12 protein-coding genes and 2 tRNA genes are annotated in these 12,296 nt (G+C 68.2%); 4 read left to right on the forward strand and 10 right to left on the reverse strand.

Translation table 11 applies throughout. The features are described from left to right. Positions 1-260 precede the first annotated feature (260 nt). Both JAN01S_RS12310 and JAN01S_RS12315 read right to left on the reverse strand, forming a co-directional pair. Positions 261-869, reverse strand: a complete 609-nt coding sequence (locus tag JAN01S_RS12310) for a hypothetical protein (RefSeq protein ID WP_068318714.1) — start codon at positions 867-869, stop codon at positions 261-263. Positions 870-1,067: 198 nt separating this feature from the next. After that, complete coding sequence (locus tag JAN01S_RS12315) at positions 1,068-1,904, reverse strand: alpha/beta fold hydrolase (RefSeq protein WP_068318715.1); 837 nt, start codon at positions 1,902-1,904, stop codon at positions 1,068-1,070. Positions 1,905-1,994: 90 nt separating this feature from the next. Between JAN01S_RS12315 and JAN01S_RS12320 the strand changes: the two genes are divergently transcribed. Beyond that, positions 1,995-2,351 carry an MmcQ/YjbR family DNA-binding protein gene (locus JAN01S_RS12320; RefSeq protein ID WP_068318716.1) on the forward strand — a complete coding sequence of 119 codons (357 nt, stop codon included), beginning with the start codon at positions 1,995-1,997 and terminating at the stop codon, positions 2,349-2,351. Positions 2,352-2,432: 81 nt separating this feature from the next. Continuing rightward, entirely contained in the window at positions 2,433-3,209 is a 777-nt protein-coding gene (locus JAN01S_RS12325) for a DUF1684 domain-containing protein (protein ID WP_068318718.1), read from the forward strand. A gap of 73 nt (positions 3,210-3,282) precedes the next feature. Here JAN01S_RS12325 and JAN01S_RS12330 read toward each other — a convergent pair whose 3' ends face one another. Genes JAN01S_RS12330 through ribB form a run of 3 tightly spaced genes read right to left on the reverse strand, consistent with a single transcriptional unit; the run spans position 3,283 to position 7,444 of the window. Beyond that, a complete protein-coding gene (locus JAN01S_RS12330; RefSeq protein ID WP_084360221.1) occupies positions 3,283-5,472 on the reverse strand; it encodes an MMPL family transporter in 2,190 nt (729 codons plus the stop codon). Next, a complete protein-coding gene (locus JAN01S_RS12335) occupies positions 5,469-6,698 on the reverse strand; it encodes a lysophospholipid acyltransferase family protein (RefSeq protein ID WP_068318720.1) in 1,230 nt (409 codons plus the stop codon). Before JAN01S_RS12335 ends, JAN01S_RS12330 begins: the two co-directional genes overlap by 4 nt. Continuing rightward, positions 6,698-7,444, reverse strand: a complete 747-nt coding sequence (gene ribB, locus JAN01S_RS12340) for a 3,4-dihydroxy-2-butanone-4-phosphate synthase (protein WP_218000034.1) — start codon at positions 7,442-7,444, stop codon at positions 6,698-6,700. Before ribB ends, JAN01S_RS12335 begins: the two co-directional genes overlap by 1 nt. Before the next feature lie 191 nt (positions 7,445-7,635). Here ribB and JAN01S_RS12345 point away from each other — a divergent pair, with 191 nt between their 5' ends. Both JAN01S_RS12345 and JAN01S_RS12350 read left to right on the forward strand, forming a co-directional pair. Further along, positions 7,636-8,040 (forward strand): SRPBCC family protein, encoded by a 405-nt coding sequence (locus JAN01S_RS12345; protein ID WP_084360222.1) that lies wholly within the window; start codon positions 7,636-7,638, stop codon positions 8,038-8,040. After that, positions 8,037-8,579 (forward strand): MarR family winged helix-turn-helix transcriptional regulator, encoded by a 543-nt coding sequence (locus JAN01S_RS12350; RefSeq protein ID WP_218000035.1) that lies wholly within the window; start codon positions 8,037-8,039, stop codon positions 8,577-8,579. Before JAN01S_RS12345 ends, JAN01S_RS12350 begins: the two co-directional genes overlap by 4 nt. A 118-nt stretch (positions 8,580-8,697) precedes the next feature. Here the strand turns inward: JAN01S_RS12350 and JAN01S_RS12355 are convergent. The 5 genes from JAN01S_RS12355 to gyrA form a co-directional block, all read right to left on the reverse strand. Next, positions 8,698-8,770: transfer RNA gene (locus JAN01S_RS12355), tRNA-Ala, on the reverse strand. A gap of 16 nt (positions 8,771-8,786) precedes the next feature. Continuing rightward, positions 8,787-8,966, reverse strand: coding sequence for a DLW-39 family protein (locus JAN01S_RS12360; RefSeq protein ID WP_068318726.1), 180 nt, complete (start codon positions 8,964-8,966; stop codon positions 8,787-8,789). Between the two features lie 24 nt (positions 8,967-8,990). After that, positions 8,991-9,067: transfer RNA gene (locus JAN01S_RS12365), tRNA-Ile, on the reverse strand. A gap of 86 nt (positions 9,068-9,153) precedes the next feature. Beyond that, the gene (locus tag JAN01S_RS12370) at positions 9,154-9,624 is read right to left on the reverse strand and encodes a DUF3566 domain-containing protein (protein WP_240312323.1); all 471 of its coding nucleotides are present in this window, start codon (positions 9,622-9,624) and stop codon (positions 9,154-9,156) included. Continuing rightward, positions 9,621-12,221 (reverse strand): DNA gyrase subunit A, encoded by a 2,601-nt coding sequence (gyrA, locus tag JAN01S_RS12375; RefSeq protein ID WP_068318731.1) that lies wholly within the window; start codon positions 12,219-12,221, stop codon positions 9,621-9,623. Before gyrA ends, JAN01S_RS12370 begins: the two co-directional genes overlap by 4 nt. Positions 12,222-12,296: the final 75 nt, after the last annotated feature.

A 12,296-nucleotide genomic window follows, 5' to 3' on the forward strand; every position in this document is an offset into this window, starting at 1 on the left:
ATACCGCTCCCGCGACACCGTCCGTCTGGGTGGGGAGGCCCCCTCCGCGACCTGTCGAGGATGGTGGGCCCGCTGCCCCGCCGTAGATGTCGACGCTGCCGTAGTCGACTCTTGTGGATGTGTGCAGTGCTTCGCGCGAACCGTCAGTGATCCCGCCCTCAGGTTGCTGGACGTACCATTACCGCAATGGTGGTTGGCGCTCTGGACGGCAGCGAACGCGGACGCAGGCACCAGCAGTGCGGCGGCGGCAACCACCGCGCTCACTGATCGCATGGCGTGTCCTGCGAGTCCTTGCCCTCCACAGGGGCCACGTCATCCAGTTGCCAAGACTTGCCACCGTCGGGCGTGGTGTAACTGTCGAGCAGAACGCTCTCCCGCGGCCCCTCGGGCAACGGCTTGCTCGGGTCGAGCGGATCCGCCGAGACGTCTTCACCGTCTTGGTACACCCGCCTCGTCGAAACGTTGCAGTTGTACACTGTCACCTGCCACCCGCCCGGGGCATCAGGCTCGGACGTCGCCAGATGAAGGGACTTGGTCGTCACCTTCCCCTTCTGAACCAACCCTGCGTCTTTGAGTTCCTTGGTATCGGAGTTGTACTTCGTGCGGTAGGAATCAGTGACCCAATCCGCGTCCTCAGGGATCAACTCGTTCGGGTCGAGCGCACGAAAGGCCCTGTCGGCTTTGCGCACCTCGGTCATGATGTGGGCCTCGTCGTAGGTCGGCTCCGAGGACGCGCTCGACGAATTGCTGCTGGAGCTGCTCGCCGTGGTGTCGGTCCCCTCACCTTCGCCACTCCCGCAGCCAGCCAGTGTCATCAGCGCAGTGGCGACGCACGCGGTCACGACGGTGGGGCGGGAACGCAGACGCATGGGTGTCCTCTCGGCTCATCACAACGGGGATCGGTCTCCCCGGACCAGTGCCAAACTCTCATGGGGAGACGCTTCTCGCATCCTCACCCGCGCTGAAAAGAGGAAGATGAGTACTTTTCACCACGCGTCAGGACTGTGCGGTCACGGGTCGCCTCAACCACGAGGGACACTGCCTTGGAGCATCGCTCCCTCGCGGCGTCAGGCCTCGGCCAGGAAGGTCCCGACGAGCTGGAGGAAGTCCTCGGCGTGCTCGATCTGCACCCAGTGACCGCACTGCCCGAAGACGTGCAGCTGCGACTGGTCGATGAGCTCGTTCAGGCGCATCGAGGTGCTCAGCGGGATGACCTCGTCGTCGCGGCCGTGGACGATCAGCGTCGGCTGCTCGATGCCGCGGATGTCCTGGTCGGGGATCGTCAGGTCCTCGACGCCCTGCTGGCGGGGCGCGGGGAACATCGAACTGAAGGCCTCGTGCACACCAGGCCGGGTCGCGGCCTCGTAGCGGATCCTGGCCAGGTCCTCGGTGAGCCGGGACTTGTCCCAGGCGAAGACGTCCATGATCTCGATCATGTTCTCGAGGGTGGGCTGGTAGCCCCACACCTTGTCGAGCCCCTCGGTGAGCTCGAAGGGCACGCCCGCGGCGCCCATGAGGACCAGCTTGGTCACGCGGTCCGGGTGGTGGGTCGCGACGTTGAGGGCGAGCGCCCCGCCGAAGCTGTTGCCGACGACGGCGGCCTGCTCGATGCCCAGGGCGTCCATGAGGCCGACGAGGTGCTCTGTCCACGTGGCCATGTCGTACGTGACGTCCTCGGGACGCTCGGTGTAGCCGAAGCCGAGCACGTCGGGCGCGATGACCCGGTGGGTCTTCGACAGCTCGGGCAGGACCCCGCGCCAGTTGGCCCATGCGCTGACGCCCGGACCGGAGCCGTGGATGAGCAGGACGGGGTCGCCCTCGCCGACGTCGTGGTAGTTCGTGGCGATGCCGTTGACATCGATCGTCTCGGCAATCTCGGGATTCGCGGTCTCGACAGTGGTCATACCAGCGCAACCTAGGGGCCGGGACGGACGGGCGAAGGGGGTGTTCCGCTCTGCGCACCCCCCGTCGCCTCCGTGTGCCAGCCTGACGGTATGTCCGCAGCCGAGACGATCCGCGCGCACGCCCTCTCCCTGCCCGGTGCCTGGCCGGATGAGCCGTGGGAGGGGGACCTCGTCGCGAAGGTCGGGCCGTCGGAGAAGGGGAAGATCTTCGCCTTCCTCGGTCGCTCCTCCGTCGGGGTCAAAGCGGGCGCCTCCCGCGAGGAGGCGGACGAGTGGCTCGCCCGGTATCCGGATGATGCGAGCGTCATGGCGTACATCGGGCGCAACGGGTGGAACACGCTGGCGCTGGACGGGGCGATCTCGCTCGAGGAACTCCTGGAGGCCGTGGAGGACTCCTATGAGGCCGTCGTGGCCAAGCTGCCGAAGAAATACCGCCCCGAGCGGTGACCGGCGCTCGGGTGTGCGTCGGTAGTCAAGGTACGCGGAACGTGGGGGGACACCCCCTTCGTCCTGTGCCAGCCTGTCGGGATGAACACCGATGTACAGGCATGGCGGGAGTTCCGGACGGCGCGCGAGGCGGAGCTGGTCCGGCCGCACGGTTGGCTGACCCTCCAGGGCTTCCACTGGGTGCCGGAGGAGCCGGCGGCGCTCGCGGGGCTGCCGGGCCTCTGGTCCACCGACGGTGAGGACGCCCGCGTCGAGGCGGCCGCTGCCGATGGGCTGACCGTCGACGGCGAGGCCGTGGACGGGGTGAGCACCAAGACCGTCGCCGAGACCGGCCGCGTGCCGTGGCTGCAGTGGGGCGACCGAGAGATCGAGCTGCTGCGCCGGGGAGGCCGTCTGGCCGTGCGCTGGCGCGCCGAGACCTCGCCGGACCGTGAGGGCTTCGCCGGCGTCCCCACCTTCGACCACGACCCCGCGTGGGTGGTCCGGGCACGTTTCCTGCCTGCGCCCGATGGGCGCAAGGTCGACGTCGCGACCCACCGACCGGACCTGAGGCAGAACCTCCCGGCGCCGGGTGACATCGAGTTCACCCTGGACGGGCAGCCCCAGCGCCTCACGGCGACCACCATCAAGGCCGGCCTGAGCATCGAGTTCCACGACCCGACCAATGGCACCGAGACCGAGGCGTGGCGGCAGCTGAAGTTCGACGACCCGGACGAGGAGGGCTACGTCACCCTGGACTTCAACCGGACGATCAACATGTGGTTCGCCTTCACCGACCATGCAACCTGCCCCGCACCTGCCGCAGGCAACACGATCACCGTCCCCGTCCGGGCCGGGGAGCGGCGCGCCCACCGCTGATCGTGTGGTCGTCACATGACGAAGGGAGCCGACCCGCACCAGCGGGCCGACCCCCTTCGCGCAGTGGGTGTGTCTACGCCGGGTCGGCGGCCGCGACGACGGAACCGTGGCTATCCGACCACTGCCCCGAGACCTCCTGGGGCTCCTGACCGTGAGTGCGCGGGCCCCAGACACCGGGGCCCATGACCGCCAGTGCGGCGGGGAGCAGCCACGGACGCACGATCAGGGCATCCAGCGCCACCGCGATCGCCAGGCCGAGGCCCAACTCCCTGACGATGCTGACCTCGGCCACCATGAAGGAGAGGAAGACGCCGATCATGATGATCGCCGCCGAGATCACGAGGCCGGATGTCCTCCGCAGACCGGTGGCGATCGCCTCCTCGTGGCTGAGCCCGGCGCGCCACTCCTCGCGCATCCGCAGGGCCATCAGCACCATGTAGTCCATGCTCAGCCCGAAGACGATCGCGAAGATCACGACCGGGGTGACGCTGTTGATGGACTCACCCGTGATCGACTGCCAGCCGAAGGACAGCATGCCCATCGCGCTACCGACGACCATGGAATTCATGGCGATCGCCAGGACCGGCAGTTGCCAGCTGCGGAAGGCGACTCCGAGCAGCACGAGACTCACGACCATGACGGCCCCGAGGATCCACGGGATGGACGACGTCACCAGAGTGTCGAAGTCGGACCCCTGCGCCGTGGCACCGCTGACGAGGACCGCGTCGTCTCCCGAGGTGGCCGCACGGATCGACTCGACCATGCGGTGTGCCTCGTCGCTGTCCGGGCTCCCCGTCGAGGTGACGAGCACCCGTGCATACGGGACACCGCCGACGTCGCCCGTCAGCGCCCACGGCGACCGGGCGGCGCCCGGCGATCCGGGCGCCAGCGTGGACGCGACACCGGTGATGTCGGCGAAGGTCTCCGCCTCGGTGGTGGCTCGGCCCTGCACCTCGGCCGCCGACTCACCGTCTCGGCCGCTGAAGATGACGCTGGTCGGGAACAGTTCCCGCGGATCGAGCTCCTCGGTGAGGGCTTCGATACCCAGCCGTGAGTCCGCTTCGGAGGGCAGGATCGACGCCGACGCCACCGGTACCTGGAGCGTGATCCCGGTGAGCGGCACGACCGCGACCAACAGCGGGACGGTGATGGCCAGGATCGTCAGCCACGGTCGACGCAGGGCCGCCGGACGCCGTGAGCCCGGCGCCGGGTGATCGACGCCCGCGGGCGGTTCGAGGGAGAACCCCCTGAGCCTCACGAAGAACACGCGCTCTCCCAGGACCGTCAGGAGGGCCGGCACCAGGGTCGCGACGACACCGATGGCGATGAGGGTGACGATGATCCCCGCGGCGGCGATCGAGCCGAAGACCATGTTGGTCGGGATGAACAGCGCGCACAGTGCCGCGATGACGCTCAGACCACCGAAACGCACGGCATGGCCCGCGGTCCGGGTCGCGCTCTCCACCGCATCCGGCACGGTCATGCCGTGCGCGAGGTTCTCCTTGAAACGCGCGATGACAAAGAGGCAGTAGTCCACGGACACCGCGAGTCCGATGAGTGAGGCGCCCGTGATGTACAGGTTCGACACGTCCGTGCTCCAGGCGAGGAGCGTGCCCAGACCCTGGGTCCCGGCCAGGCAGACACCCGCGACACCCAAGGTCACCACCACCGGCCCCACCGCTCGGTAGACGAGCAACAGGATGACGATGAGGAGTGGTCCCGCAATGAGCTCCGCGTGGAGGGTGTCCTCCTTCGTCTGGATGTTCAGGTCGTAGTCGAGTGCAGCCGCCCCGGTGACATGGCTGTCCACGGTGGCAGATGCGTCAGCGTCGTCCACTGCCTCCGCCGTCCGCTGACGCAGGTCCGGGACCAGGTTCTGAGCAGTCGTGTTGCTCCCCTCGATACCGACCTGGAGGACCTGTGTCCGCCCCGAGTCGGAGGACAGGCTCGGGACCACTCGTCCGTCGACGACGCCGTCGACGTGATCCATCGCGCTGACCGCGGTGGCGACCTCATCCACCAGTGCCGGGCGGATGGCGGTGTCCGAGGTCAGCACGACCGTCAACTGGCTTCGAGCATCTCCAAAGGCCTCCTGGCTGACCGCCTCGCCACGGCTCGACTGCCCGTCCGCGTCATTGAAACCTCCCGCCTTGACCGCGGCGTTGAGCTGCGTGGCCAGCGCTGCGGTGATGACGAGGAAGACGACCCACGCGGCGATGATCATGCGCGGATGGCGTGCGACACCATTTCGTAGGGGGCTCATCGGACCTCCCCCCGGGCGAGTGCCTTCAGCGTGTGGTCGATGCGCTCTCGCCTGAGCTGCCCGCGAGGATCGCCCGGGCTGATGCTGTCCCTCCCGCGTTCATAGGCTGCCTTGGCCTCATCGCTGCGTCCGGCCGCGGCGTGCGCCTCGCCCAAACCGATGAGTGCCTGGGACCGCATGGCGCCCGCACGCTGCACCGAACGCTCGAAGTGGAGCGTCGCGATCTCCGTCCCGCCACCGAGCGCACGGGGCAGCATGAGACTGCTTCGTCCTGCCAGATAGGCCGCGAAGTCGCTGGATGCATGCAGGTCCGACAAGCGCTGCGCCTTGCGGTTCACGAGCGCGGCCCTGGCCATCCGAACGGGTCCGGGCGCCCTGAGCGCACGGAAGCCCTCGAGCCGGGCCCGCTGGAGGTTGAGGTCCAGTCGTCGGGCCGAGGTCTTGTCCGCGATCCGCAGGAGCAGCTCGAGGCGGTCGATCGTCTCGGCGTCGAGCGTTCCACGTGGGTCCAAGTTCTCCGCGGCGATGGCGGTCGCCAGGTCGACGATGCTGTCGAGGGCCGCGCCGATGTCCGGCCCTGACGGGGAACTGGACCTCTGCCGCAGGGCCTCGACACTCGCTACCGCCTCGTCACGCATGCTGCGGGCATCCTCGCGAGCGTCACCCGTGTCGGGAATGGCCAAGGGTTCGCCGATGGAGACGGACAGGAGTCGTCGACGGGGGAGTGAGGCACCCTTCGGGAGGACATCGGCCAAACCGGTCATGCCGATCGGGATGACCGGGGCCTTCGAGGCCAGGGCCATCCGGAAGGCTCCGGTCTTGAAGGGCATGAGGTCGACCCCGTCGCCACGCGTTCCCTCCGGATAGAGCACCAGGGTGTTGCCCCCGTCGAGGACCTGCGACGCCAACCGGAAGACTTCATCACCAGGAGCGCTCCTGTCGACGGGGTAGCAGTCCATCGACTCGTGCCAGATCCGCGAGTGCGGGGTCTCGAAGGCTTCTGCCTTGGTCGGGAACCAGACCCGCCCCGGACGCACCGCGTTGGCCAGGGTCTTGGTCACGAAGTGATCCATGTAGCTCGAGTGATTGGCGACGAAGACCACCGGACCCTCGCGCGGGATGTTCTCCAGACCCTCGACGAAGTTGAGGTGGCGGATCACCAGATCGTGGATGCGAGGCGTGGAGAGCTTCCTGACCCGGGCCCCCACCCTCGTGGAGGTGCCCATCAGGCGTTCACCGAGGTGCTCTGGGACTCGAGGTTCCACTCGAGCGCGGCCTCGGTCACCTGCGCCTCGCGGTGGGCCCGGAGCCGCTCGATGGTCGAGATGCGGATCTCGTGCCGGGCACACCACTCCACCAGCTCCGGCAGGCGCAGCATCTCTCCGTCGTCGCCGACGATCTCGATGATCGCCCCGACGGGGGAGAGGCCGGCCATCGCCGCCAGGTCGCATCCGGCCTCGGTGTGGCCGATGCGCGTGAGGACCCCACCTTCCCTGGCGATGAGCGGGAACACGTGGCCGGGGCGGTTGAAGTCCGCGTGGACCCCGCCGAGCGCCGCCAGGCGAATCGTCGTGGCCCGGTCCGTGGCCGAGATCCCCGTCGTCACGCCGTGGTCTGCCGTGGCGTCACACGAGACGGTGAAGGCGGTGCCGAAGTCGTCCTCGTTGTTGACCACCATCGGGACGAACCCCAGCTCGCTCGCCCTGTCCTGCCGCATCGGCATGCACAGGAGTCCCCGGCCATGGGTGATCATGAAGTTCACGGCCTCGGGCGTCATCTTCTCGGCGGCCATGACGAGGTCGCCCTCGTTCTCTCGGTCCTCATCATCGACGAGGACGACCATCTTCCCGTCGGCGATGTCGCGAATGATGTCCTCGATGGGCGACAGCCGGGTCTCGGCATCGAGTCGCTGGCTGGTCTTGGGCTTGTCCATGGACATCTCCTCGACCTGATTGATCACTGCATTGCTCATGGTGTCCCCTCGTGCGGTGGTTGAAGCGTGTATTACGTGTTCTGACATGCATGTTGTGTCATGCACTACCCAGAGTAGGGCCCCGACCATGCATATCAAGCACAGTGTCCGCGGTGGATAGGTGCACCTGCAGGACGTTGATGAGACGTGGTATGAAGGAGTTTTGACCCAAGAGATGTACAGTGGGTGATATGTCATTTACATCCGACGTCGATGCTGTCGTGACCGTCCATCACGAGCCACGACGGGTCGCGGCGGTACTCATGGACGCCGAGCGGCTGCCGGCGTGGAACCCCGCCTTCACCTCGGTGACCGCCGGGCCGGGCAGCGCCTACCGGGTCCACGCGCTCGGAGGTGCCCTCAGGGGCACACTCGAGTACGTCGACGGCACGGCGGACATCGCCATGCTCATCACGGTCCCGGGTCTGCGTGAGGAGTCGACGTGGGTGCTGGAGGTATCCGGGTCGGGGACGCGCGTCACGCACCGGATCCGGCAACAGGGCGCCCTGGTGCCCCTCATCGGAGCGAAGGAGGCGGCCATGGTCCCGCACAAGCGACTGGCGCGACTGCAGGCCCATCTCGGGGGTGCACTGTGACCGGCACCCATTCAGCCTCGACCAGCGGGGATGCGCGCATTCTCTCCGAGTCGACCGAGCACTTCCGGTACATCGTCCTGGCCCTCCAGCGCCAGGGGGGTCGCCGACTCAACCGCCTCTTCGCCACCCTCGGGCTGACCGCCTCGCAGGCTGAGGCGATCGAGGTGATCGGCACCTTCGGCCCCATGACCACCCGTCAGGCCGGCGAGTACCTGGTCTGCGAGTCCGGGAGCCCCAGTCGCCTCCTCGCCGCTCTGGCGGACAAGGGACTGACGGTCCGCTCCAACCCACCGGAGGACCGCAGAGCCACTCTCCACGCCCTCTCCCGCACGGGTCGGGACATGCTCGCGAAGGTCATCAACAGCCAGCAGGCCTTCAACGAGCAGATGGGCTCGGCCATCGCGGACGTCGAACGGGACTTCGCCGACGATCGAGTGCGGCAGCTTGCCGAGCTCGTCGTGGACCCGGACCTCCGGCACGCGCTGACGATGCGCTTCCCCGCGCTCTACGGACTCCAGCAGCCCGACGCGGAGGCCTGAGCGCTCCGTCACGGATCTCGACACGACGAAGGGGGGCCGACCCGCATCAGCGGGCCGACCCCCCTTCGAGGCTCGGGCCAAGCGGCCCTCGCGCCTCAGGGCGCGATCCTCATCTCGGTGGAGGCGATCGGACTCGAACCGACAACCCTCTGCTTGCAAAGCAGATGCGCTACCAATTGCGCCACGCCCCCGAGGGCTTGCGGTGGATCAGGTGGGACGGTCGGACGCGGCCGCCCAGGCCCCGCCGGAGGTGGTGCTCGGCTGGGGGGTGGTGTTCATGCGGCTGGTGGCGGCGTGCAGATCCTTCTCGGACCGCTGCTGCTCGATCTTGCGCTTGGCGTACGCCGCGCCGACTGCGGCCGCGACGAGTACGAGCACCTTCTTCATCGGAACTCTCCTCACCGTCGACAGTGGTGGGCCCAGGAGGACTTGAACCTCCGACCTCTTCGTTATCAGCGAAGCGCTCTAACCGCCTGAGCTATGGGCCCGCGTGCGCCGTGGATCTCTCCGTGACGCGACGCCCGAGATTACCCCACACCCGCCGCCGAAACCAAAACGGCGGCAGGCGTGCGGATCAGTCGTCGGTCAGCGTCATGTGCACGCCGCCGACGAGGCTGGCGACGATGTTGTAGAGGAAGGCACCGAGGGTCGCGATGGCCGTCCAGAGGAAGACGTCGACGACCGCGATGACGATCGACAGGGAGACGACCCGGCCGAAGCCGAGGAAGTCCATGACGTCGAAGGGCTCACCCGAGCCCTCGCCGATGATCTGGCCGGCGAGCTCGTTGACCGAGTCGAAGACACCCATCGCGGACAGCAGCACCCACATGACCGCGGTCATGACGACGAGCGCGATGCCCATGGCGACCGAGACGAGGAACCCGACCTTCATCACGGAGAAGGGGTCCACCCGCGAGACCATGAGCTTGACCCGGCGGCCGGCCCGGGGGGCGGGTCGCGAGGCAGCGCTGGTGCCCTGGGTGCTGCGGGTCTGGGACGAGCCGGCGGCCGAGCGCACGGCCGTGGTCTCTCCTGTGGAGCTCACTCCTGGTCACCTCCGGGGGCGTCCCCCTGCTGGGCGGGGTCCACCGGGTCGCTCCCGGCGGACTGCACGTCAGGCTCCGACGCTACATCGTCGGAGGGTGCCTCGCCGTCAACCACGTCGTCCGCGTCGGCGTCACCGCGGTCGACGTTGCGGGCGACCGCGACGATCTGGTCGCCCTTGCGTGGCGTGGCGAAGCTGACGCCCATGGTGTTGCGGCTCGTGCGGCTCACCTCGGTCACGGCCGAGCGGACGATGTTGCCCTTCTCCATGACGACCATGACCTCGTCGCCCTCGTCGACGACGAGCGCGCCGACGAGCTGGCCGCCCTTGCCGGAGTTGGCAGCCAGGACACCCAGACCGGCACGGCCCTTGGCCGTCCACTGCGACGCCGCGGTCCGCTTGGCCACGCCGTTCTCGAAGACGACGAAGACGTCGGGGTCGGTGCCGTCCTCGATGACGTTGAGCGCGAGGAGCGAGTCGCCCTCGCGGAACTTCATGCCCGTGACACCGCTCGTCGAGCGACCCATCGGCCGCAGGGTCTCGTCCGTGGCGTGGAAGCGCAACGACGCCGCGTTGCGCGAGACGAGCAGCAGGTCGTCCTCGGCGGAGACCAGGCCGACACCGATGAGCTCGTCGTCCTCGCGCAGCTTGATGGCGATGAGGCCACCGCTGCGGGGGGAGTCGTACTCGGTCAGACGGGTCTTCTTGACCAGGCCACGCTTCGTGGCCAGCACGAGGTAGGGAGCCGCTTCGTAGTCCTTGATGGCGTAGACCGCGGCGATCTGCTCGTCGGGCTGGAAGGCGAGCAGGTTGGCCACGTGCTGGCCCTTGCCGTCACGCGCCGCCTCGGGCAGCTCGTAGGCCTTGACCCGGTAGACCCGACCGAGGTTGGTGAAGAAGAGCAGCCAGTGGTGCGAGGTCGTCGTGAAGAAGTTGCGCACGACGTCCTCGCCACGCAGGGAGGCGCCGCGCACCCCCTTCCCCCCACGCTTCTGCGCGCGGTATTCGTCGACGCGGGTGCGCTTGGCGTAGCCGCCCCGGGTGATCGTGACGACCACGTCCTCCTCGGGGATGAGGTCCTCCATCGCGACGTCACCGTCGTAGGGCAGGATCCGGGTGCGCCGGTCGTCGCCGTAGCGGTCGACGATCTCCGCGAGCTCGTCCTTGACGATCTGCCGCTGCCGCTCGGGCTTGGCGAGGATGTCCTTGTAGTCGATGATCCGGGCTTCGATCTCGTCGTGCTCGTCGATGATCTTCTGGCGCTCCAGGGCCGCGAGGCGACGCAGCTGGAGGTTGAGGATCGCCATCGCCTGCACCTCGTCGATGTCGAGGAGATTGATCAGGCCCTCCCTCGCCTCGTCGACGGTGGGGGAGCGGCGGATGAGCGCGATGACCTCGTCGAGCATGTCGAGCGCCTTGAGGTAACCGCGCAGGATGTGGATCGCGGCCTCGTCCTTGCGCAACCGGTACTCGGTGCGGCGCACGATGACGTCGATCTGGTGCTCGACCCAGTGGCGGATGAACGCCGAGATCGGCAGCGTGCGCGGCACCCCGTCGACGAGGGCGAGCATGTTGGCGCCGAAGTTGGTCTGCAGCTGGGTGTGCTTGTAGAGGTTGTTGAGCACGACCTTGGCCACCGCGTCCCGCTTGAGGACGATGACCAGGCGCTGGCCGGTGCGACCGGAGGTCTCGTCGCGGATGTCGGCGATGCCGGAGAGGCGACCCTCCTTGGTCATCTCGGCGATCTTCTGCGCCAGGGCATCGGGGTTGACCTGGTAGGGCAGCTCGGTGACGACGAGGCAGGTGCGTCCCTGGATCTCCTCGACCTCGACGACCGCGCGCATGATGATCGAGCCGCGGCCGGTCCGGTAGGCGTCGTCGATCCCGCGGGTGCCCATGATGAGCGCGCCGGTCGGGAAGTCCGGACCCTTGATGAATCCCATGACTGCCTCGATGGCCTCCTCGCGGGAGCTCTCGGGGTGGTCGAGCATCCACTGCGCGGCGTCGGCGACCTCACGCAGGTTGTGCGGCGGGATCTGCGTGGCCATGCCGACGGCGATGCCCGCGGAGCCATTGGCGAGCAGGTTGGGGAAGCGCGCCGGCAGCACGTCCGGCTGCATCGTCTTGCCGTCGTAGTTGGGGACGAAGTCGACCGTCTCCTGGTCGATGTCGCGCACCAACTCGAGCGACAGGGGCGCCATCTTGCACTCGGTGTACCGCGGCGCGGCGGCGCCGTCGTTGCCGGCCGAGCCGAAGTTGCCCTGACCGTCGATGAGCGGGTACCGCAGCGACCACGGCTGGACGAGGCGCACCATGGCGTCGTAGATCGCCGAGTCACCGTGCGGGTGGTACTGGCCCATGACGTCGCCGACGACGCGCGAGCACTTGTTGTACCCACGGTCGGGGCGGTAGCCACCGTCGTACATCGCGTAGACGATGCGGCGGTGCACGGGCTTCAGGCCGTCCCGCACGTCGGGCAGCGCCCGGGAGACGATGACGCTCATCGCGTACTCGATGTAGCTGCGCTGCATCTCCGCGTTGAGGTCGACCGGTTCGGTCCGGTCGGTCTCGGGGGGCGTGGTGGGGATGTCGGTCATGTGCTCAGGTCACCTCGGGGTCGTGCCGAAGGGGGGCAATGGCGGCCGTCATGGGCCGTCGGGGGCGGTGCCCCG

This window comes from Janibacter anophelis NBRC 107843 (assembly GCF_001570945.1).
Classification (GTDB): domain Bacteria; phylum Actinomycetota; class Actinomycetes; order Actinomycetales; family Dermatophilaceae; genus Janibacter; species Janibacter anophelis.